The following is a 21,193-nucleotide window of genomic DNA, read 5'->3' on the forward strand; positions in this document are numbered from 1 at the left end:
TGGCTCTTGATCTCACCGGTGGTGTTATTGATGAACTCCGCCGTCACGAACATCGGGGCGGAGAAGGTCATGTCCTTGTCTTTGCACTCATCGACTGAGTACTTGGGCGGCTCGAACCGGTGGTCGCGGAACGACAAGGACATGGTCCCCGAGAAGTCCTCGATGGGACTGATCTCTTCGAAGATCTCTTCGAGGCCCGACTGGGTCGGGACGTCCCTGCGCCCGGCCTGACGAGCCGCCTCTACCCGGCCCTTCCACTTCTCGTTGCCCAGCAACCAGTCGAACGACTCGGTCTGCAGAGCGAGAAGATCAGGAACTTCGAGGGGCTCCTGGATGCGCGCGAAAGAGACACGACGGGGACCAGCGGGAACACTACGTGAGGCTGCCAACAGCTGTCCTTCCGGAGGGCACGGATGGAATCGAACTGCGCGCACGCCAAACGCCCGGACCGGAATCCGGGGCGTCGAAGGGCAGCGCGAGGCAGCAGCATAACTCAACTGAGAAACGAATGTCCACACTTACTATAAGTGTCAACCTCGGTGCCGCCTTCAGCTTTTCACAGCAGGGCGCGCCCGTCAACTCCAGACGCCGTCAGACGTGCCCGGCCGGGAGGCCGGGCCCGCGCGGGTCGCGGGCCCGGACCCGCGCGGTCAGCGTTCGCTGGAGGCCGCGCGGTAGTGCAGGTCCTGCACGTACGGCGTCGCGGTGATCGGGTACGGCGAGACCACCTTGGCCGCCGCCGCCGACCCCCTGGTGACGGTCGCCGACGCGGTCCCCGCCTTCAGCGGGAACGTCCTGGCCGACACGCCGGCGGGCGCGTCGTAGCTCTGCGTCGTGCCGCCGACGGTCACCGACACCTTGGCCGCCGCCGTCAGCATGGTGAGCACCTCGACCGTGTCACGCGCGGCCGTGCTGCCGCCGCGCAGCTTCATGAGCTTGGTCTGCGCGAAGGACGGCTGGGCCGCGACCGGCTGGACCCGGTGGGTCAGGTACGCCGCGTCGTTCGTGATCTTCGGGCAGCCGAGCTTGTGGCAGGTCAGGTAGTAGGCGTTGATGTCCAGGTACGTCCAGCCGGCGTTCCTGGACGGCGCGAACTGGGTGTTCTCGGAGTAGTCGTTCCAGGTGGTGAGCTGGACCCAGTCGGCCTTGCCGTCGATCGCGCCCTTCCAGGTCGCCCGCAGGTTCTCGGTGTTGCCCGCCTCGTCGAAGACGCCCTGGTTGGGGCGTTCGTCCTGGACGGACACCGGCTGCATCCAGATCTTGCCCATGCCGTGCGCGCGGTCGATGTTGCCGCCCAGGGCGGCGTTGGCGGCCGGGTTGCGGTTGCCCCAGTTGGCGAAGCCGTAGCTGATCGAGGCGAAGGCGTCCCGGTACTTGTTGAAGTCGAGGAAGCAGGGCACCAGCGCCACCTTGACGCCGTGCTCGGTCTCCATCGTCTTCATCCAGGCCGCCCACCAGGCGGGGGTGCGCCCCTCGGCCTTGAACGGCGCCACCACCAGGCGGTCGTCGGCGAGCCGGTAGACCGACTTCGAGGCGGCCAGCTTCGCCATCGCGGCGGCGAACGCGGCGCTGTCCACCGAGGCCAGGCCGTTCGTGTCCGGCATCAGCACGATCTTGAACCCGGGGTCCACGGCCTCGGCGGCCTTGATCAGGTTCTGCACCCGCGTCCAGTGGGCGCTGGTGATCGACAGGATGTCGACGGTGAAACCGTCCAGGCCGGCCGCGATGGCCTGCTTGACCTCGGTCTTGAAGTCGGCCAGCGCGTAGTCGCCGGTGATGGGGTCACGTCCGGCCGGCCGGTCGCGCAGCAGGCCGCCGTAGGCGGCGTGCTTGCCGCTCTCGCCGTCCGGCTTGAGGTAGTTCCTGGCGTAGTAGTCGGCGGCCGGGGCCTGGTTGTCCAGCGACACCGGGTACGGGGTGAAGTAGTGCGCGAACACCTTCTTGGCCGACCCGCGCAGGGCCGCCTTCCCCGGCAGCACGAACGGCAGCGGCCCGTCGGTCTGGCCGCCGCCCTCGGTGTAGGTGACGGTGAGCTTCGGGCCGCGGTCCCCGGTCTCGCGCGAGGACATCAGCACGGTGGCGGTGGCGTCGCCGCCGGTGAGGGCGAAGGCGTACGTGCCGTCGCCCTCGACGGCGGCGGACACGTCCAGTCTGACCGTCGTCCCGGCGGTGAAACCGGTGTGCGAGGCGACGGGCGCGGCGCCGAACTCGGGGCGGGTGTTCCAGGTCGTGGCCGCCTCGGTCCAGGAGCCGGTCACGGGACGGACCGACACGGTGGTGTCCGTCGTCCTGGCCGGGACGACGTCCAGGGTGACCTTGACGTCCTCGGCGTCCGCCGGGATCCCGGCGACCTTGAAGCGGGTCAGGCCGACCCGCTGGCCCGCGGCGGCGCTGCCGCACGCGGTGCCGCAGACGCTCATCCAGGTCGCGGTCGCGAAGCTCTTGGCCGGCTCGGCCTGGCTGATGAACACGTCCTCCGTGGCGGCGAACGTCACGGTGAGGGGTGCGACGGCGGACGCCTGCGCGGGCGCCGCCGCACCCGCCAGCGCGGTGAGCATCGCCACCGCGACCGGCAGGGCCCGATATCGGTTGAGCATGGAACTCCCTTGGCTTTCGGTACGCCTCCGCAGCAGCGGAGCCGCGTTGCATCGCCAACGATGGAGCAAGATCGAGTCACCGGCCAGAACTTCCGGATAAATCCCCCATTTGGAACGATGCTATTTTTCGGCCCCTCGGTACGTCATTGCGGTCCGACGGCCCGCCTCCGGAAGGTTCCCTGGTCGGGCATGGCGCGCAAGCCGCGACTCGGGCAAGATGGACCAGCCCTTTCTGTCTCCGCTTGGCCTGCGCGCACGACCGAGTCAATGTCATCATGGGCACACGGTGTGTGATTTCGGGTAGGAGGGATCGATGTCCGAGCCTTCCCCCGGCGCTGCCGCAAGCTGGCCGATCAGCCGGGACCTCGCGGGGCTGCGGGAGCTCGTCCGCCGCCACGCGTTCCAGGCCGGGCTCGCCTCCCAGCGCGGCGACGACCTCGCGCTCGCCGCCAACGAGGCCGTCACCAACGTCCTCGACCACGCGGGCGGGGCCGGCTGGGTGCACATCTGGGCCGACGACGACTTCCTCACCGTCGACGTCGACGACCACGCGGGCAGCCTGCGGCCCGACGCCTGCCCCGACGCCCGTCCCCAGGTCGGGCCGGGCGGTTACGGCCTGTGGGTGATGCGCCGCCTCTGCGACGAGTTCGTCATCACCCAGACCAGCGCCTCCTCCCAGGTCCGCCTCCGCATGGCCCGCACCCGTCCCACCGGCCCCTGACCCGGGAAGCGGACCGGGCGGGCGACCGGCCGCCCCCGGTCAGGCGGTCTCGCCCACGCTGCGCCGGTGCCATTCGGCCAGCTCGACCAGCAGCCCGTCGGCCGCGCCGCCGAACATCGCGGCCAGCTCCTCGGCGTCGTCGACCACCACCACGTGGTCCAGCAGGTCCGCGCGCAGCCGGGCCGCCCTCGGGTCGCCGGCGCCGTCCGGGTCGAAGGCGGTGGCGGCCAGGAACAGGCCGCCGACGCCGGCCAGCGCCGCGGTCTGGCGGGCCTGCGTGCCGAGCACCGTCGCCGCGTCGGCCGGTACGGCGGGCAACGCCGGCCGCCCGTCGCGCAGCAGCAACGTCAGCGGACGGGCGGGCACCTGCTCCCCCGCCTCGCCCGCCGGCACGTGGATGCTCCCGTCGGCGTGCCGCGCCGCGTGCCGGGGACGCCCCCAGGGCACGCCGTCGGCCTCGTCCTGCGCACTCGCGCGCGTGAACAGGCCGCCGTCGGCGTCGACGACGAGGTCCCCAGGCTGCCACTGCTCGCCATCAAGCGGAATGTGCGCATTCGTCATGCCTGAACGCTACGCCCTGGTTGCGACAAATCTTCGTGGCGTGCGGAGGCGCGAGCTGGGCATCTGTCAGGACATGGCGCAGGCGCAGGATTGGGGCAGGCCGCGGGTGGCGGTGTCGAGCTGTCTGCTCGGCGAGCCGGTACGGCACAACGGCGGGCACAGCCGCGCCCGTTTCCTGACGCAGGACCTCGCGCCGTTCGTGGACTGGGTGCCGATCTGCCCCGAGATGGAGCTCGGCCTCGGCGCGCCCCGCGAGACGCTGCGCCTGGAGCGTTCGCCCGCCGGTCCCCGCCTGATGACCCGGCAGAGCCGCCGCGACCTCACCTCCGCCATGGACGAGCTGGCCGCCGAACGTTCCCCGGCGCTGGCGGCCGACGGTTACGTGTTCAAGGCCAAGAGCCCGAGCTGCGGCATCCACGGCATCCCGCTCTACGCCGGTGACCACGCGGTGACCCGCGACAACCGGGGCCTGTTCGCCGACGCGGTGATCGAGGGCCACCCGCTGCTGCCCGTCGAGGACGAGGGGCGGCTCAACGACGCCGTCCTGCGGGAGGCGTTCGTCGAGCGCATCTTCGCCCACGCGCGGCTGCGCGAGCTGCTGGAGAGCGACTGGCGGCCGCGCGACCTGGTCGCCTTCCAGGCCCGGCACAAGATGCAGCTGCTGGCCCACTCCACCGAGGGCTACCGCGAGACCGGCCGCCTGGTCGCCGCCGCGGGCATCCGGCCGCGCGAGGAGCTGGCCGAGGAGTACGGCACGGCGTTCCGGCGGGCGATGGCGGTCAAGGCGTCGATCGGGCGCAACGTCAACGTGCTGCAGCACTGCCTCGGCATGCTCGGCGACGAGCTCGACCCGGTGCGCCGCGCCGACCTGGCCGAGGTCATCGGCTCGTACGCGGCGCACCGGGTGGCGCTGAGCGTGCCGCTGACGTTGCTGCGCCACCACGCCCGCGGCGAGGCGGCCACCTACGTCCAGGACCAGACGTACTTCTCCCCCTACCCGGAGGAGCTGGGCCTGCGCAACCACGTGGTGTGACCCCGCCGCGCCGGGCGGACCGGCGCGGCGGGGGCGCGCCTACGTGGGGCTGGGCCCGGTCGGCAGCGGCCCGTCCGACTCGGGGGCGGCGGACGCGCGCGGCGGCACATGGTGCACCCGCGCCGAGCCGATCTCGAAGTACAGCCCCACCAGCGTCAGCTGCCCGGCCCTGACCTGCTCGTCGACCTTGCGGTAGGTCCGCAGGTTCTCCAGCTGCTGCTGGATGTTGAGCCGGCACAGCGCGTCGAGGGCGGCGTCCTCGGCGGAGGCGTCGTGGCCGCCCGCGCCGAGCCGGTCGAGGCTGGGACGGCCGTGCCGCAGCCAGCGGCTGAGCTGCGGCAGGCCCTCGGTGGTCCCCGGGCCCTTCAGCAGCGCCGCCATCGCACCGCAGCCGGAGTGGCCGCAGACGGTGATGGTGTGCACGCTCAGCACGCCGGTGGCGTACTCGATGGCGGCGGCCACCGAGTCGTCGTGCGGCTCGGAGCCGGCGCACGGCACCAGATTGCCGATGTTGCGGACCGTGAACAGGTCGCCGGGCCCGCTGGAGGTGATCAGGCTGGGCACGACCCGCGAGTCGGCGCAGGTGATGAACAGGTGCGAGGGACGCTGCTGGGTGGCGAGCTGGGTGAAGATGGGCCGCAGCAGCGGGGCCGTGCGCTTGTGGAACTCGTCCGCGCCCTGGGCCAGGCGGCACTCGATCGCCGCCGTGGCCGACAGCGGACGGCCGCGGTGGGTCCACGGCAGCCACCAGCGGCCGGGCGCCTTGGGCGGGCTCTTGGCCGGGAACATGCGTCCGCCGCTGGCCGCCATCGTGTACCACTCGTCGTGCAGCTCGTCGATCGTGACGGTGCCGCCCAGGCGCTCGTGGTCCAGCCGCCAGGAGTGGATCGCGTCGAAGGCGGCGTTGTCCATGAAGTCGATGTTCAGGTCGAGGTCGACGGCGACGCCCGGCGGGATGGCGCGCAGCTCCTGGGTCAGCCGGGGCACGCCCAGGAACGTGAGCGAGCCGGAGACCGTCGCGTGCATGACCCCGCCGGGTTCCTGCCGCTTGTCCACGGTCACCCGGGTCAGCCGCCGCAGCGCCAGCAGCGCGGCCAGCGCCAGCCCGGCCAGGACGCCCTCGGCCAGCCCGACCAGGATCACACCGGACATGGTCATGACGTAGACGGGCACCTCGTTGTGGCCGTGGACCTTCCTGAGGTGGCCCAGGCTGATGGTCTTGATGCCGATGAAGACCAGCAGCGCGGCCAGCGCCTCCATCGGGATCAGCTTGATCGTCCAGCCCAGGCAGAGGGCGAACAGCAGCACCCAGACGCCGTGCAGGATCGCCGACCAGCGGGTGCGGGCGCCCGCCTGGATGTTGGTGGTGCTGCGCACGATCACCCCGGCGACCGGGAGCCCGCCGAGCACGCCGCTCACCATGTTGGCCACGCCCTGGCCGGTCAGCTCGCGGTCGAGGTCGGAGCGGGGGCCGGTGTGCATGCTGTCGGTGGCCACGCAGCACAGCAGCGACTCCGCCCCGGCCACCAGCGCCACCAGCAGCACGCCCATGGCGATGTGCTGCCAGTCGCCGGCCGGCAGCACCGGCGGCGCCCACGCGGTGATCGCGCCGGACAGGTCGATGCGGGTGACGTTCCAGCCGAACAGCGCGGCGGTGACGGCGGCGGCGAGCAGCGCGGCCAGCGGCGCGGGGATCGCCCGGACGTGCCTGGGCATCCGGCTCCAGGCCAGCAGGACCGTGATGGTGAGGATGCCGACCATGACCTTGTGGCCGTGCAGGTCCATGATCTGGCTGGGCAGCTCGGCCAGGTTGGCCCACGGCGACTGCTCGGGGCTGCCGCCGAGGACGACGTGCAGCTGGGCGAGCGCGATGATGATGCCGACCCCGGCCAGCATGCCGTGGACGACCGCGGGTGAGACCGCGAGCGCGGCCCGCGCCGCCTTGAACGCGCCGAGCAGCACCTGCAGGCCGCCGGCCATGATCGTGATCAGGCAGGTGGCGCGCCAGCCGTAGGTCTGCACGAGACCGGCGATCACCACCGTCAGGCTCGCGGTCGGGCCGCTGACCTGCACCACCGAGCCGCCGAGCCGCCCGGCGACGATGCCGCCGACCGCGGCGGCGACGAGCCCGGCGGCCAGTGGCGCGCCCGCGGCCAGGGCGACGCCGAGCGAGAGTGGCACCGCGACGAGGAACACCACCAGCGATGCCGGCACATCGTGTCTGAGAGTACGCATGATGCTACTCTCCGTAGTTATATTCATGCGGCACACCTTAGTGCCAGATCAACCCCACGTCGGACGACGGTAAAACGCGCCGGACATGTCCCTGCTGTCCGGCGCGCCGCCCTGCCGCGTCGCCCTACCGCGCGGCGTCCTCGCAACTCACGGTGACCGTGGCCGCCACAAGCCGTTCCATCCCGCGCCGTGGCTAGGAGGAGGCGCTGGGGATCTTCAGGGGGTCACGCGGGGCCTCGGCCTTGGCCTTGGCCATCTGCTCGCCCAGCTCCTGCAGCCGGTTGCGTCCCATGGACTCGCGCACCTGCGGGAACCACTCCTTCTCCTCCTCCTCGACGTGGTGGCGGACGTTCTCCATGAGCACCGTCATCTTGGCGTCGTAGCGTTCGTCGGCCGGGTCGAGGTCCTTCAGCTCCGACAACATCCACACGACGACGTGGTGCTCCTCGACGCTCTCCAGGACGTGGTCGGTGGTGTCGGGGACGCCCGAGCGGGCGGCCGGGTAGAAGATCTTCTCCTCGATGTAGGTGTGCGCGGTCAGCTCCTCGATGACCTGCGCGACGATCTTCTGCTTGGTCTTGTGGGCGTCCTGGCCCGCCTTCTCGAACTCCTTGAACAGCTTCTCCACGGTCTTGTGGTCCTCTTTGAGCAGCACGATCGCGTCCATGGACGGCCTCCCTGGGGTCGGGACGCCCGGCGGGGACGAGGGATGCCGGGCGTCGGGTCCGCCCCAGGTACCCCGAGGTCAGGCGCTCACACCCGGCGCGCTCAGTGACGTTCCTGACGGGGCAGCACCACGTGGTTGACGATCACCTGGACGGCGGCGGCGACCGGGATGGCCAGCAGGGCGCCCACCACGCCGAGCAGGGCGCCGCCGATGAGGGCGGCCACGATCGTGGCGGCGGCCGGCACGTCCACGGAGGACTTCATCACCTTGGGCGCGATCAGGTAGTTCTCGATCTGCTGGTAGACGACGAAGAAGATCAGGGTGGCGATGGCCACCGGGAGCGAGGCGAACAGCGCGACCAGCGTGGCGATGCCCGCGCCGATGAACGCGCCGATGAGCGGGATGAGGTCGGTGAGGGCCACGATGATCGCCAGGGCCAGCGCGTACGGCACGCCCGCGATCGACAGGAAGACGAACGTGGTCACGCCCGCGATCAGCGAGATGATCAGGTTGCCGGCCACGTAGCCGCCGACCCGGTTGAGGATCTCGTCGCCGAGCAGCCGGGCCCGGTCCCTGCGGCTCCTCGGGATCAGCCGGTAGCCGGTGCGCGTGATGGAGCGCAGCGCGCCCAGGAAGTACAGGGTGAGGATGAGCACGGTCAGCGTGGAGAACACGGCGCTGACCACGATCGAGGCGATGCCGAGCAGCCCGCCGAACACCTGCCGGCCGAGGTCGCCGCTGGTCAGGTACGCCTGCAGCCGCTCCAGGAGCTGGTAGCGCTGGTCCAGGTCGCGGATCTGCGGGTTGTTCTGCAACTGCTGGATGTAGGTGGGCAGTTGCTCGGCGAACTGCCCCGCCTGCTCCGACAGCGCCGGGACGATCGCCATGGCGAACCCGGCGAACAGCACGATCACCGCCGTGAACACCGCGGTGATCGCCGCCCAGCGCGGCAGGCCGTGCTCCTCCAGCCATCGCACGGCGGGGTCCAGGCCGACGGCCAGGAACAACGACACGATGATCAGCAGGAGTATCGAGGCGCTGGCGGTGAGCGCCTGGACCAGCAGCCAGGCGGTCAGCACGCCGAGCGCGGCGGTGAACCCGAAGACGAAGGGCGTGCTGCCGAACGGGCGTCCTGGCCTGCCGAAGGGCAGCCCCGTCGGCTCCGGGCGGGGGCCGGCGGCGTGGCCGTCGCGGGCGGCCGCCGACGCCGCGCCGGGATCGCCCGGCGGGGCGGCGGAAATGGACTGATCACCAGACATGGGGGCTCCTGAACCTGAGAAACCCCCTTCTCTGCCCGGCCGCGGCGAGGTCTATCGTCGCCGCCGCCCCTCGGGGCACGGACGGGGCCGCCGCCCGGTGATCAAGGCGCTGACCTGCGCCGTTTCGCCGTGCCGGGCAGAGGGTAGGCCGCACATCCCGGGGCCGGCGGGCTCACCGGCCGGCCGGTGTCCCCGTCGCGGGGGGCCGGGCAGGACACGAGCCAAGGAAGAACGGCATGGGGGAACCGCAGCAGGTGCAGGTCGAGATCCTCGACCAGGTCGCCATCGAGGACCTGATCGGGAAGGTGGAGGACGTCGCCAGGCAGCCGGGCGCGGCCGACCGGGTGGCCCGGTGGCGGGCCGAGCACGGCACCGAGCACGCCACGCCGAAGGCCCGCTCGTTCGTCGTCGTGGGCCCGACGCTGATGTTCCTGCACCCGTGCCCCGACGGCGTCGTCCTGCCGTTCGCCGCGTACCCGGACGGGACGGTGAAGGTCTACACCGACCCCGAGCACGCCGGTCTGAGCTTCTACCGCGACTCCGGCGGGTAGGCGGGTCCGGCATGGGGCCCGGTCAAAGGGGTACATCGTGGTTGCGGTCAACCCCCCGCAGGCGGCGCTCGTGCGAGCGGGCCCGCGCTGTGGCCTCGTCACCGGCCTCACACCACACGAAGGCACGAACATGAGGACATCACCACGGGGCCCGCGAGCGCTGCTGCTGCCCTTCCTGTCGGCCCTGTGCGTGCTGGCGCTGCTGCCGGCCTGCAACCCGGGGCAGCGGCAGTCGCCCCTCCCGCAGGGCACGGTCCGCGAGGGGCTGGTCGACGGGCAGGTGGGGGCGATGCGGCTGTTGCACGTCCACATCCTGGCCCCGTCCATGGAACAGCAGAAGGCGGGCGACGACCTCGGCCTCTACCTGACGCTGGTCAACGAGAGCGACCAGCCCCAGAAGCTCGACGGCGTCAGCACGGTGCACGCCAGGAAGGTCGTCTACCGCGCGGGGCCGGGGGCGGCGCAGGAGGAGGTCAACGTGACCGTCCCGGCCCGCTCGACCGTCTCGCTGCAGGAGGGGCAGAGCCGTCCGCACCTGGAGATCCTCGACATCGACCGCCCGCTCGGGGCCACGCCGATCGACGTCACCTTCCGCCTGACCACCGGCACGACCACACTGCGCGTCCCGGTGCTGCCGCTGGAGCGGGGCGCCGGCACGCCCGTCCCGGGCCACAGCTGAGGCCGCCGGAGGCCCGGACGGACGGCGGTCAGGAATCGAGAAGCGCCGTCCGGACCGGCCGAACTAGCGTGACCGGCATGGACATCACCATCCACTCCAGCTACCTCCCCCACGACGACCCGGACGCCTCCCTCGCCTTCTACCGCGACGCCCTCGGCTTCGAGGTGCGCGGCGACGTCGGCTACGACGGGAAACGCTGGATCACGGTCGGCCCCGCGGGCCAGCCCGGCACGTCGATCGTGCTGCAGCCACCGGTCCCCGACGGCTGCGGCATCACCGAGGACGAGCGCCGCACCATCGTCGAGATGATGGCCAAGGGCACCTTCGCTGGCATCAACCTGTCGACCGACGACCTCGACGCCGTCTTCGACTGGCTGGCGGCGAGCGGCGCGGAGATCGTCCAGGAGCCGGCCGAGCAGCCGTACGGGGTGCGCGACTGCGCGGTGCGGGACCCGGCGGGCAACCTGATCCGCATCAACCAGCGGCCCTGACCCGGCGAAGCGCGGGCGGCGAGGTCAGGGGCGGGCCGGGTCGAGGAACCGGCGCGCGCCGCGCAGCCTGGTCCGCAGCAGCCGCTGGGTGGCGGTGCAGTCGAGGCGCACGTCGAGCGGGCCGGGCACGCCCGAGTCCGCGCGCCGGCCCGCCGGGAGCCGGGCCGGGTCGAGCCCGTCGCGGCGGGCGACGAGCAGGCCCAGCTCGTACCGGCTCACCGCGTCGGCCCCGGCGACGTGGCGGACGCCGGGCGGGCCGGCCGCGGCCAGCTCCAGCAGGGCCGCGGCGAGGTCGGCGACGTGCACCGGGCATCGCACGTCGTCAGTGAACAGCACGCCCTGCCTCGTGCCGGTGGCCAGGGCGTGCACCAGCGCCTCGTGCGACGAGCGGCCGCCGCCGAGGATCAGCGACGTCCTGGCGATCACCGCGTCCGGCGCGACCGCGGCCACGACGGTCTCGGCGGCCGCCTTGGCCGCGCCGTACGGGGTGATCGGGTCGGGCAGGCAGGTCTCGTCGTAGCGGACCGCCGCGCCGGAGAAGACCGTGTCGCTGGAGACGTGCACCAGGCGGCTGCCCGCCGCGGCGGCGGCCAGGGCGACGTTCGCGGCCCCGGTGGCCGTGGTCGCCCAGTCGCGCTGCCGGAAGGCGGCGTTGACCACCGCCGCCGGCCGGACCGCGGCGACCAGCGCCTCGACGTCGGCGCGCCGGCGCACGTCGAGCGGCGCCCAGGCGACGCCGGCCGCCTCCCCCGGACGGGTGTGGCAGGTCGCGGTCACCTCGTGCCCGGCCGCCGCGCCCTGCCGGACGAGCTCGGCGCCCAGGAAGCCGCTGCCGCCGACGACGAGCAGCCTCATGCGGACGTGCCGCCGACGTAGGCCGCCAGGTGCTGCCCGGTCAGGGTGGAGCGGGCGGCGACGAGGTCGGCGGGGGTGCCCTCGAAGACGACCCGGCCGCCGTCGTGACCGGCTCCGGGGCCGAGGTCGACGATCCAGTCGGCGTGCGCCATGACCGCCTGGTGGTGCTCGATGACGATCACCGACTTGCCGCCGTCGACCAGCCGGTCGAGCAGGCCGAGCAGCTGCTCGACGTCGGCGAGGTGCAGGCCGGTGGTGGGCTCGTCGAGCACGTAGACGTCGCCGCTCTTCTCGGCCATCTGGGTGGCCAGCTTGAGCCGCTGCCGCTCGCCGCCGGACAGCGTGGTGAGCGGCTGGCCGAGGCTGAGGTAGCCGAGCCCGACGTCGGCGAGCCGGCCGAGGATGGCGTGCGCGGCCGGGGTGCGCGCCTCGCCCGCGCCGAAGAACTCCTCGGCCTCGGTCACCGGCATCGCCAGCACCTCGCTGATGTTCCGGCCGCCCAGGCGGTACTCCAGCACCTCGGCCTGGAAGCGCCTGCCCTCGCACTCGTCGCAGACGGTGGCGACGCCGGCCATCACGCCCAGATCGGTGTAGAGGACGCCGGCGCCGTTGCAGTTGGGGCAGGCGCCCTCGGAGTTGGCGCTGAACAGGGCCGGCTTGACGCCGTTGGCCTTGGCGAACGCCTTGCGGATCGGGTCGAGCAGGCCGGTGTAGGTCGCCGGGTTGCTCCGCCGCGAGCCGCGGATCGGGCTCTGGTCGATCGACACCACGCCCGCGCCGGCCGGTACGGACCCGTGCACGAGCGAGCTCTTGCCGGAGCCGGCCACGCCGGTGACGACGACCAGCACCCCGAGCGGGATGTCGACGTCGACGTCGCGCAGGTTGTGCTTGTTCGCCCCGCGGATCTCCAGGGCGCCGGTGGGCTTGCGCACCTCGTCCTTCAGCCGGGCCCGGTCGTCGAGGTGGCGGCCGGTGACGGTGCCGCTGGCCCGCAGCCCCTCGACGGTGCCCTCGAAGCAGACCGTGCCGCCCTCCGTGCCGGCGCCGGGGCCCAGGTCGACGACGTGGTCGGCGATGGCGATGGCCTCCGGCTTGTGCTCGACGACGAGCACGGTGTTGCCCTTGTCACGCAGCCTGACCAGCAGGCCGTTCATCCGCTGGATGTCGTGGGGGTGCAGGCCGATGGTGGGCTCGTCGAAGACGTAGGTGGTGTCGGTGAGGGAGGAGCCGAGGTGGCGGATCATCTTGACGCGCTGCGCCTCGCCGCCCGACAGCGTGCCGGCCGGCCGGTCGAGCGACAGGTAGCCCAGCCCGATCTCGACGAAGGAGTCGAGCGTGCGGCCCAGCGTGGCCAGCAGCGGCGCCACGGACGGCTGGTCGAGGCCGCGGATCCACCCGGCCAGGTCGGTGATCTGCATCCGGCACGCGTCGGCGATGCTGACGCCGTCGATCTTGGAGGACCGGGCCTCCGGGCTGAGCCGGGTGCCGTCGCACTCGGGGCAGGTGGTGAAGGTGACCGCCCGCTCGACGAAGGCGCGGATGTGCGGCTGCATGCCCTCCTTGTCCTTCGACAGGAAGGACTTCTGGATCTTCGGGATCAGGCCCTCGTAGGTGAGGTTGACGCCCTCGACCTTGACCTTGGTCGGCTCCCGGTGGAGGAAGTCCCGCATCTCCTGCTCGGTGAAGTCGCGGATCGGCTTGTGGGGGTCGAGCAGCCCCGACTCGGCGTAGACGCGCACGGTCCAGAAGCTGTCGGACTTCCAGCCGGGGATGGTGAAGGCGCCGTCGGCCAGCGACTTGGAGTCGTCGTAGAGCTGGGTGAGGTCGATGTCGGAGACCGTGCCGCGGCCCTCGCACTTGGGGCACATGCCGCCCAGGCGGGTGAAGCTCTGCCGGACCGTCTTGCTGGACCCGCGCTCGACGGTGATCGCGCCGCTGGCGCGGACCGAGGGCACGTTGAAGGAGTAGGCGTTGGGCGAGCCGATGTGCGGCCGGCCGAGCCGGCTGAACAGGATCCGCAGCATGGCGTTGGCGTCGGTGGCGGTGCCGACGGTGGAGCGGGGGTCGGCGCCCATCCGCTGCTGGTCGACGATGATCGCGGTGGTCAGCCCCTCCAGGACGTCGACCTCGGGCCGGGCCAGCGTCGGCATGAACCCCTGGACGAACGTGCTGTAGGTCTCGTTGATCAGCCGCTGGGACTCGGCGGCGATGGTGGCGAACACCAGCGAGCTCTTGCCCGAGCCGGACACGCCGGTGAACACCGTCAGCCGGCGCTTGGGGATCTCGACGCTGATGTCCTTGAGGTTGTTCTCGCGCGCGCCGTGGACGCGGATCAGATCGTGGCTGTCGGCGATCTGCCGCTCGGGCGGCGTGTGCGTGCTCATCGTCTCTCCATCTTCTCGCGCGGGCCCCCGTAGGCGTCGCCGGGCCGAATCCGGCCGGCCACGTGGGTACGGCCTCACGTTAGTGCGGGTCGCGGGGTGGATGCTTCTCCGATCCTGACCGGACGGGCGCCAGCCCCCGTGCCAGCACGTCGAACGCCACGTCGAGCGCCGCGACGTGGTCGGGAAGCACGTCGGCGGCCCGTTCCCCGGCCAGTTGGCGGGCCGCGGTGGCCAGGAAGGCCGAGCGGTAGGCGCCGACGAGCAGCGCCGCGGTCAGCCGGCCGGGCAGCCCCTCGCCGGACTCGTCGATCAGCGCCGCGAGCACGGCCTCCAGCTCGTCGGCGATCTCCCTGGCGCGCGCCCGCAGCGCCGCGGAGCCGGCCACCACCCGGAAGAAGTGCACGAACCGGTCGTCGACCCCGCCGAGCGGGTGGCCCTCGCGCGCGTGCCGGACCAGCATGTCCCGCAGCGCGGACAGCACCGGCTCGCCCGCCCGGCGGCCCCGGACGGTGTCGGTGACCAGGTCGACCACCTCGGGGACGCGGTCGAAGAAGATGTCCTCCTTGCGGGGGAAGTAGTTGAACACCGTCACCTTGGAGACGTCCGCCGCCTCGGCGATCTCGCCGATGGTCACCTCGTCGAAGCCGCGTTCGTAGAACAACATCGACCCGTGGTCGGAGATGCGCCTGCGGGTCTCGGCCTTCTTGCGTTCGCGGAGCGATGGAGTCTCATTCACGAAAAAAGTGTATCGCACTTAAAATTTAGTCGGGTATAGTTTTCGCCATGGACTACGACGTGATCATTTCCGGTGGCGGCCCCGTCGGCCTGATGCTCGCCTGCGAGCTGCGGCTGCACGACGTGCGCGTGGCGGTGCTGGAGCGGCTGACCGACATCGACCAGACGGTCAAGGCCGGCTCGGTCAACACGCCCACCGCCGAGGCCTTCTACCGGCGCGGGCTGCTCCCGGTGCTGGAGAAGGCCCAGGCCGAGACCATGAAGGCGTTTCAGGCGTTCATGGCCCAGCGGGACGGCGCGACGCCGGCCGGGCAGCCCAAGATGTCCGCCTTCGCCGGGCATTTCGCCGGGCTGTGGCTGCTGACCGACCTGGTGGACGAGAGCGACCCCGACTTCGCCGACCGCGGGCCGGCCGCCCGCCTGACCGGCATCCGGCAGCAGGACATCGAGCGGGTGCTCGGCGAACGGGCCGCCGAGCTCGGCGCGGACGTGCTGCGCGGCGTGGAGCTGACCGGCTTCGAGCCCTCCGCCGACGGCGTCGTCGTGCGGGCGGGCGAGCGGGAGTTGCGCTGCGGCTGGCTGGTGGGCTGCGACGGCGGCCGCAGCACCGTGCGCCGCCTGGCCGGCTTCGACTTCCCCGGCACGCCCCCGCAGATCACCGGCCACCAGGCCGTCGTGACGATGGAGGGCGCCGAAGGGCTCGGCACCGGCTGGACGCACACCGACACCGGCACCTACGCCAACGGGCCGACCCCCGGCCGCATCCTGACCGTGGAGTTCGACGGGCCGCCCGAGGACCGTACCGCGCCGGTCACCGCCGAGGAGCTGCAGGCCAGCCTGCGGGCCGTCTCCGGCGTGGACGTCACCGTCACCGGCGTCAGGACGGCCACCCGCTTCACCGACAACGCCCGCCAGGCCACCAGCTACCGGCTCGGCCGGGTCCTGCTGGCCGGCGACGCGGCGCACGTCCACTCGCCCTTCGGCGGCCAGGGGCTCAACCTGGGCATCGGCGACGCCGTCAACCTCGGCTGGAAGCTCGCCGCCGTCGTCCGGGGCCGCTCGCCCGAGGCGCTGCTGGACACCTACACCGCCGAGCGCCACCCCATCGGCGCGTGGGTGCTCGACTGGACCCGCGCCCAGGTGGAGCTCATGCGGCCCGAGGCCCGTTCCCGGGCGCTGCGGGCCGTCGTGTCCGACCTGATCGGCACCACCGCGGGCACCACGTACTTCGTCAAGCGGCTCTCCGGCGTCTGGCACCGCTACGAGCTGCCCGGCGGCCACCCGCTGGTCGGCCGGAGCGTCCCCGACCTGGAGCTGGCCGACGGCACCCGGGTCGGCGACCACCTGCACGAGGGGCGCGGGCTGCTGCTGGACCTCGGGGCCGGTCTGGCGGCCGACCCGCGGGTGCCGGTGCTGGCGGCCGAGCCGGTGGACGTCCGCGACTTCGGCGGCCTGCTGGTCCGGCCGGACGGCGTCGTCGCCTGGGCGGGCGACGCGCCGGACGCCGCGCTGGAGGAGGCGCTGGCCGCCTGGTTCTGACGGCCCCCTACTCGCCGGCCGCCCACTCCTGGTACGTGGTCCGGCCCAGCGTGGCGTCGTCGCCGGGCACCAGCGAGCGCTCGGTCAGCTCGCTGCCGAAGTAGCGGGCGTGCTCGTCGGTGACCACCTCGCGCGGGTCGCCGAGGCCGGCCAGCGCGTCGCGGAAGAACTCGTCCATCCGGTACTGCTCGGGGCCGGCGACCTCGGTCCGGCCGTTCAGGGGCGCCCCGAGCGCGACCCGGGCGAGCGCCGCCGCGACGTCGTCGCCCGCGACGGGCCGGAACAGCACGGGCGCGATGCGCACCGCGCCGCCCGCGGCCGACTCGTCGGCGATGCCCCGCACGAACTCGAAGAACTGCGTCGCGTGCACCAGCGAGTACGGCAGGCCGGACTTCTCGATCAGCCGCTCCTGGGCGATCTTCGCGGCGAAGTAGCCGTTGTCGGGCATGCGCTCGGTGCCCACGACCGACAGCGCGACGTGGTGGCCGACGCCCGCCGCCGCCCCGGCGGCCAGCAGGTTGCGGGTGGAGGTCTCGAAGAACTCCAGCACCGCGCTCCGCTCGAACGACGGCGAGTTGGAGACGTCCACCACGACCCGCGCCCCCGCCAGGGCCTCGGCCAGCCCCTCCCCCGTGAGGGTGTCGACGCCGGTGCTCGGGGACGCGGCGACCGCCTCGTGCCCCTCTCCGGCCAGCCTGCGCACGAGCTTCGATCCGATCAGGCCGGTCCCGCCGACCACGACAACCTTCATGACGACCTCCCTCATCGCCCGGGGCACCTCGTGTGCCGTCCGGTCGCCGGCTGATGTCATGTCCAGCCGGCGGCCCGGCGGCACCCGTCGTGACGCCTCCATTACCCGGCGATGTCCTGTCATGTCCGTACGGCCGGGGCGGCGAGAAGGGCGCCCGCGGCCGAGGTCAGTCGTGCGCGGGCGGCAGCGCCCCGGCCACCAGGGCGCGCAGGACGGCCAGGGCCGCGCCGGCGTCGACGCGCTCGGGGGCGACCAGCCACTGCTGGTGGATGCCGATGCCGGCGCCGATGAGCGCGACGGCCAGCGGCTCCACCGGCAGGCCCGGCGGCAGCGGCAGGCGTTCGAGCCAGCGCCTGCAGTGGTCGCGCAGCGTGTCGTGGATCTCGACGTAGCGGTCACGGATGGGCGAGCCGGGCTCCAGCGCCTCGACCAGCAGGGTGACGAACAGCTTGGTGGTCGGCAGGGCGAACATCGCGCCGACGCCCTGGTCGAACGGCCCGAAGTCCGGCTCGCCCTCGGGGGCGTCGGTGAGGCCGTCGCGCACCCTGGCCACCGACCGTTCGAGCACGGCCAGCAGCAGGCCCTCCTTGCCGCCGAAGTGCCACGGGATGGACCCGCGGCTGATGCCCGACCGGGCGGCCACGTCGTGGAACGTGGTCTGCCGGTAGCCCTTCTCGGCGAACAGCTCGGCCGCCGCGTTGAGGATGAGCTCGCGGCTCTCGTTGCTGGTCTGTTCCCGTCGCGTTGTCACGCCACCTCCTCTGTGCTATCAATCGTATTCTATGTTAACCAACACAGAGGAGAGTCCCGTGCACGTCGCCATGATCGCCACGCACTACCCGCACGCCGCGCACCGGGAGGAGTTCGTCGGGCGGGTGCGCAAGGTGGCCGAGGCGTTCCGGAGCATGCCCGGCTGCCTGTCGGCGGAGTGCTGGCTGTCGGAGGAGGCGGTGGTCTCCATCGTGCGCTGGGAGTCGGACGAGGCGTTCGCCGCGTCGCTGGCCGCGCTCGGCGCCGCCGACGTCGACGTGGCCTTCGACGAGCGCGAGGCCCGGCCGCGCGAGATCGTCCGGCTGGCCGCCGCCTGAGGTCAGTAGCCCGAGGGACGGACCAGCCCCGTCTCGTACGCGAAGACCGCCGCCTGGGTGCGGTCGCGCAGCCCGAGCTTGACCAGGATCCGGCTCACGTGGGTCTTGACCGTCTGCTCGGCGATCACCAGGCGCTCGGCGATCTCGGCGTTCGACAGGCCCTGCGCGATCAGCGCCAGCACCTCGGTCTCGCGCTCGGTCAGGTCGCCCACGCGCTCCTTCAGCGGCGCCCGCGGCCCGCGGCTCACCCGGGCGAACTCGGCGATCAGGCGCTTGGTGACGTTCGGGGCCAGCAGCGCGTCCCCGGTCGCCACCACCCGCACCGCGTGGGCCAGCTCGGCCGCCGAGGCGTCCTTGAGCAGGAAGCCGGACGCCCCGGCGCGCAGCGCCTCGTAGACGTAGTCGTCGAGGTCGAACGTGGTCAGCACGAGCACCTTCGCCGACGCGTCCGGACGGGCGGCGATCCGCCGGGTGGCCTCGATGCCGCCCAGCTCGGGCATGCGCACGTCCATGAGGACGACGTCGGGGTCCAGCTCGGCGACCTTGGCGACGGCGTCGAGCCCGTTGACCGCCTGGCCCACGACCTCGATGCCGGGCTCGGCGTTGAGCAGCACGGTGAAGCCCTGGCGGACCATGACCTGGTCGTCGGCGATGAGCACGCGGATGCTCGTCATGAGGTGACCTGGACGCCTTTCTGCGAGTCGACCGGCAGGAACACGCTGACCTCGTAGCCGCCGTCCGGGGTGGGCCCGGCGACGAGGTCGCCGCCCAGCATGGCGGCGCGCTCGCGCATGCCGAGCAGCCCGTGCCCGGCGCCCGGCGAGGGCCGCGCCGGCCTGGCGGGCGGCTCGTTGACGACCCGGATCGCCAGGGCAGCGGGCCGGTACGTCAGCCGGACCGTCACCGCCGCGCCCGGGGCGTGCCGCATGGCGTTGCTGAGCGCCTCCTGCACGATCCGGTACGCCGACAGCTCCACCCCCGGCGACAGCGGGCGCGCCTGCCCGGCGATCTCGGCGGTGAGCGTGACGCCCGCGCCGCGCACGTTGGCCAGCAGCTCCTCCAGCCGGTCGAGCGTGGGCTGCGGCGCGTCGGCCGGCTGGTCCTGCGCGCGCAGCACGCCCAGGACCCGGCGCAGCTCGGTCAGCGCCTCCACGGCGTTCTCCCGGATGCCGGCCAGGTTCTCCCGCAGCTCCTGCGGCGGGTCGTCCACCAGGTGCGGCGCGACCTGGGCCTGGATGGAGATCACCGACATGTGGTGGGCGACGACGTCGTGCAGTTCGCGGGCGATCCTGCCGCGCTCCTCCAGCAGCGTGCGGCGGGCCCGTTCCTCGGCCGTCAGCTCCTCCTGGGCCTCCAGCCGGGTACGGGTCGTCCTGAGCTGGCGCACCCCGGCCCCGACGGCGACCGCGACCGCGTCGGCGAGCAGGGCGGTCGCGCCCAGGCCGCCCCCGTTGGCCTCGGGCATGAGCACCACGATCGCCACCACGGTCAGCGTGGTGATCACCAGCGCCTTGACGGCGAGGCCGGGGCGTACCCGCAGCGCCAGCAGGAACAGCACGCCGGCCTGCAGGGCGACGCCCGAGCCCGTCCACGGGAAGGCGGTCGGGTCGGCGCGCGGGAAGGGGAGCCGCTCGTACGTCTCGGGGTGCACCATCCAGGGGAAGCTCAGCTGCTCCGACACGTACACCATGCCCGACCGCGCCCCGGCGACCACGAGGACGATCGTCGCCCACCAGGCGGCCAGCGGGCGCCACATCGCCAGCACCATGGCCGCCGCCATGGCCATGGCCAGCAGCGGGACGGTCGGGTCGATGCCCTCCCCGCCCGGGTACAGGCCCATGACCAGCGCGTACAGGGCGACGGCGACGTGCGGGAGCCGGGACAGGGCGCGCGGGCCGCCCATGCGCGGCAGGGGGTCGGGGGCCATGGTCCACAGGTCCGCGCCCAGCGTGGCCAGGGCCTTGCGCAGCCTGCTCATCCGCCCTCGCCCACGTTCGTTCTGTCCTGGCTTACACCCTTGGTCCAGCTTACGGGTGAGCCGGTCACGATCCGCGCGAGATTCGCCAGCGCCGTCGATCCGGCCGCCAGGTAGTCGCTGTGGCCGCCGCCGCCCGCGTCGAACACCCGCGCCCCGAACCCGGGCGCGACCGGGTCCGCGCCCAGCCCCAGGGTGCCGGACGGCAGCTCGACCAACGCGTGCGGCAGCCGGCCGACCCAGTCCCCGGCCGTGCGCCCGGCCCACACCGGCGTCCGGGTGCGCAGCGCCGCGGCGTCGGCCACGCCCGCCCCGGGGCTGCCGAACAGGACGAGGGCGGCCACGTCCAGCCCGGGCGCGGCCCGGCCGCACACCGCCGAGCCGTAGGAGTGGCACAGCAGCGAGATGCGCGCGCCGGGCCGGAGAGCGCGCAGCTCGTCCAGGAAGGCGCGCAGGGCGGGGGCGGCCCGGTCGGCGCGGTCGAGGGTCAGCGCCTGGAGGCTCACGCTGCTCGGGGTGGCGTACCCGAGCCAGGCGATCACGGCCGACCGGCCGCCCAGCGCGGCGCGCAGGCGCATCGAGCCGCCGCGCAGCAGGCCGTACTTGTCGAGGGTGATGCCCGCGCCCGGCACCAGCACGGCGATCCGGACGGCGGTGGCCAGGTCGCCGAACACCTCGACGGCCCGGCCGGCGTCGCGGCCGTCGAAGGACAGGAACCGGCGGGCCGGATCGGCCATCTCGCGCAGCGCGGCGGCCCGGCGCCGGTGGCCGTGCCGGACGGCGTCGCGCCCGGCCGCCAGGATCGCCGCGCGCCCGGCGGCGTACCGCCCGGCGAGCCCGGACGGCGGCGCGACGCCGGGGACGGGCGCCGGCACCTCCCCCGACACGCACGCCGCCGGGCCCGCCACCGAGGCGGCGACGAGCGTGGCGAGCAGGAGGCGGCGGCCGCGGTTGCCCATGGGAACCCTTCCGACGGGGGGACGGTTCCCCCGACGCTACGGATCGCCCCCGGCCGCGCGCCTCCCGCTGCGGAGCTCACTTCCCGCGTAGCTCCCAGGTACTACGGGACGTA

The 21,193-nt window shown here is 72.9% G+C and carries 20 protein-coding genes and 1 pseudogene; 7 read left to right on the plus strand and 14 right to left on the minus strand.

Annotated elements, in window-relative coordinates; genetic code table 11:
- Positions 1 to 389 (minus strand): annotated as a pseudogene (locus tag ABT158_RS42345) (DNA-directed RNA polymerase subunit beta); the annotation flags it as partial.
- 261 nt (positions 390 to 650) lie between these two features.
- The gene (locus tag ABT158_RS42350; protein WP_352363560.1) at positions 651 to 2,597 is read right to left on the minus strand and encodes a glycoside hydrolase family 71 protein; all 1,947 of its coding nucleotides are present in this window, start codon (positions 2,595 to 2,597) and stop codon (positions 651 to 653) included.
- A gap of 313 nt (positions 2,598 to 2,910) precedes the next feature.
- On the opposite strand from ABT158_RS42350, the gene ABT158_RS42355 reads away from it, so the two are divergent.
- Positions 2,911 to 3,318 (plus strand): ATP-binding protein, encoded by a 408-nt coding sequence (locus ABT158_RS42355; RefSeq protein WP_352363562.1) that lies wholly within the window; start codon positions 2,911 to 2,913, stop codon positions 3,316 to 3,318.
- A gap of 39 nt (positions 3,319 to 3,357) precedes the next feature.
- Here ABT158_RS42355 and ABT158_RS42360 read toward each other — a convergent pair whose 3' ends face one another.
- Complete coding sequence (locus ABT158_RS42360; RefSeq protein WP_352363564.1) at positions 3,358 to 3,879, minus strand: hypothetical protein; 522 nt, start codon at positions 3,877 to 3,879, stop codon at positions 3,358 to 3,360.
- 73 nt (positions 3,880 to 3,952) lie between these two features.
- Here ABT158_RS42360 and ABT158_RS42365 point away from each other — a divergent pair, with 73 nt between their 5' ends.
- Positions 3,953 to 4,912, plus strand: a complete 960-nt coding sequence (locus ABT158_RS42365) for a YbgA family protein (protein WP_352363768.1) — start codon at positions 3,953 to 3,955, stop codon at positions 4,910 to 4,912.
- Between the two features lie 39 nt (positions 4,913 to 4,951).
- Here ABT158_RS42365 and ABT158_RS42370 read toward each other — a convergent pair whose 3' ends face one another.
- The 3 genes from ABT158_RS42370 to ABT158_RS42380 all read right to left on the minus strand — a co-directional run bounded on the left by ABT158_RS42370 (position 4,952) and on the right by ABT158_RS42380 (position 9,073).
- Positions 4,952 to 7,147 (minus strand): SulP family inorganic anion transporter, encoded by a 2,196-nt coding sequence (locus tag ABT158_RS42370; RefSeq protein WP_352363566.1) that lies wholly within the window; start codon positions 7,145 to 7,147, stop codon positions 4,952 to 4,954.
- 193 nt (positions 7,148 to 7,340) lie between these two features.
- Positions 7,341 to 7,814: a hemerythrin domain-containing protein gene (locus ABT158_RS42375; RefSeq protein ID WP_352363568.1), complete on the minus strand. Its 474-nt coding sequence runs from the start codon at positions 7,812 to 7,814 to the stop codon at positions 7,341 to 7,343.
- 101 nt (positions 7,815 to 7,915) lie between these two features.
- Positions 7,916 to 9,073 carry an AI-2E family transporter gene (locus tag ABT158_RS42380; RefSeq protein ID WP_352363570.1) on the minus strand — a complete coding sequence of 386 codons (1,158 nt, stop codon included), beginning with the start codon at positions 9,071 to 9,073 and terminating at the stop codon, positions 7,916 to 7,918.
- Positions 9,074 to 9,309: 236 nt separating this feature from the next.
- Here ABT158_RS42380 and ABT158_RS42385 point away from each other — a divergent pair, with 236 nt between their 5' ends.
- From ABT158_RS42385 to ABT158_RS42395, 3 genes are all read left to right on the plus strand, one after another.
- Positions 9,310 to 9,624, plus strand: coding sequence for a hypothetical protein (locus ABT158_RS42385; RefSeq protein ID WP_352363572.1), 315 nt, complete (start codon positions 9,310 to 9,312; stop codon positions 9,622 to 9,624).
- 130 nt (positions 9,625 to 9,754) lie between these two features.
- Positions 9,755 to 10,303, plus strand: coding sequence for a copper chaperone PCu(A)C domain-containing protein (locus tag ABT158_RS42390; RefSeq protein ID WP_352363574.1), 549 nt, complete (start codon positions 9,755 to 9,757; stop codon positions 10,301 to 10,303).
- A gap of 77 nt (positions 10,304 to 10,380) precedes the next feature.
- Complete coding sequence (locus ABT158_RS42395) at positions 10,381 to 10,794, plus strand: VOC family protein (RefSeq protein ID WP_352363575.1); 414 nt, start codon at positions 10,381 to 10,383, stop codon at positions 10,792 to 10,794.
- Positions 10,795 to 10,818: 24 nt separating this feature from the next.
- Here ABT158_RS42395 and ABT158_RS42400 read toward each other — a convergent pair whose 3' ends face one another.
- From ABT158_RS42400 to ABT158_RS42410, 3 genes are all read right to left on the minus strand, one after another.
- Positions 10,819 to 11,649 (minus strand): sugar nucleotide-binding protein, encoded by an 831-nt coding sequence (locus tag ABT158_RS42400; protein ID WP_352363577.1) that lies wholly within the window; start codon positions 11,647 to 11,649, stop codon positions 10,819 to 10,821.
- Entirely contained in the window at positions 11,646 to 14,033 is a 2,388-nt protein-coding gene (locus ABT158_RS42405) for an ATP-binding cassette domain-containing protein (RefSeq protein ID WP_352363579.1), read from the minus strand. The genes ABT158_RS42400 and ABT158_RS42405 overlap by 4 nt, the downstream gene beginning before the upstream one ends.
- Before the next feature lie 79 nt (positions 14,034 to 14,112).
- Positions 14,113 to 14,769: a TetR/AcrR family transcriptional regulator gene (locus ABT158_RS42410; protein ID WP_352363581.1), complete on the minus strand. Its 657-nt coding sequence runs from the start codon at positions 14,767 to 14,769 to the stop codon at positions 14,113 to 14,115.
- Between the two features lie 47 nt (positions 14,770 to 14,816).
- Between ABT158_RS42410 and ABT158_RS42415 the strand changes: the two genes are divergently transcribed.
- Positions 14,817 to 16,307, plus strand: a complete 1,491-nt coding sequence (locus ABT158_RS42415; RefSeq protein ID WP_352363583.1) for an FAD-dependent monooxygenase — start codon at positions 14,817 to 14,819, stop codon at positions 16,305 to 16,307.
- A 7-nt stretch (positions 16,308 to 16,314) separates the two neighbouring features.
- Here the strand turns inward: ABT158_RS42415 and ABT158_RS42420 are convergent, their stop codons facing one another.
- Both ABT158_RS42420 and ABT158_RS42425 read right to left on the minus strand, forming a co-directional pair.
- Positions 16,315 to 17,058 (minus strand): SDR family oxidoreductase, encoded by a 744-nt coding sequence (locus ABT158_RS42420; RefSeq protein ID WP_352363585.1) that lies wholly within the window; start codon positions 17,056 to 17,058, stop codon positions 16,315 to 16,317.
- 166 nt (positions 17,059 to 17,224) lie between these two features.
- The gene (locus ABT158_RS42425; RefSeq protein WP_352363587.1) at positions 17,225 to 17,809 is read right to left on the minus strand and encodes a TetR/AcrR family transcriptional regulator; all 585 of its coding nucleotides are present in this window, start codon (positions 17,807 to 17,809) and stop codon (positions 17,225 to 17,227) included.
- Between the two features lie 58 nt (positions 17,810 to 17,867).
- Between ABT158_RS42425 and ABT158_RS42430 the strand changes: the two genes are divergently transcribed.
- A complete protein-coding gene (locus ABT158_RS42430; protein WP_352363589.1) occupies positions 17,868 to 18,146 on the plus strand; it encodes an antibiotic biosynthesis monooxygenase family protein in 279 nt (92 codons plus the stop codon).
- 2 nt (positions 18,147 to 18,148) lie between these two features.
- On the opposite strand, the gene ABT158_RS42435 is transcribed toward ABT158_RS42430, so the two are convergent.
- From ABT158_RS42435 to ABT158_RS42445, 3 genes are read right to left on the minus strand one after another with little or no spacing between them, the layout of a single operon-like run.
- Positions 18,149 to 18,820, minus strand: coding sequence for a response regulator (locus ABT158_RS42435; protein WP_352363591.1), 672 nt, complete (start codon positions 18,818 to 18,820; stop codon positions 18,149 to 18,151).
- The gene (locus ABT158_RS42440; RefSeq protein WP_352363593.1) at positions 18,817 to 20,124 is read right to left on the minus strand and encodes a sensor histidine kinase; all 1,308 of its coding nucleotides are present in this window, start codon (positions 20,122 to 20,124) and stop codon (positions 18,817 to 18,819) included. The genes ABT158_RS42435 and ABT158_RS42440 overlap by 4 nt, the downstream gene beginning before the upstream one ends.
- Positions 20,121 to 21,080: an alpha/beta hydrolase gene (locus tag ABT158_RS42445; RefSeq protein WP_352363595.1), complete on the minus strand. Its 960-nt coding sequence runs from the start codon at positions 21,078 to 21,080 to the stop codon at positions 20,121 to 20,123. Before ABT158_RS42445 ends, ABT158_RS42440 begins: the two co-directional genes overlap by 4 nt.
- Positions 21,081 to 21,193: the final 113 nt, after the last annotated feature.

The sequence above is a fragment of the Nonomuraea sp. NPDC001636 genome, from assembly GCF_040298265.1.
In the GTDB taxonomy this organism is placed as follows: domain Bacteria; phylum Actinomycetota; class Actinomycetes; order Streptosporangiales; family Streptosporangiaceae; genus Nonomuraea.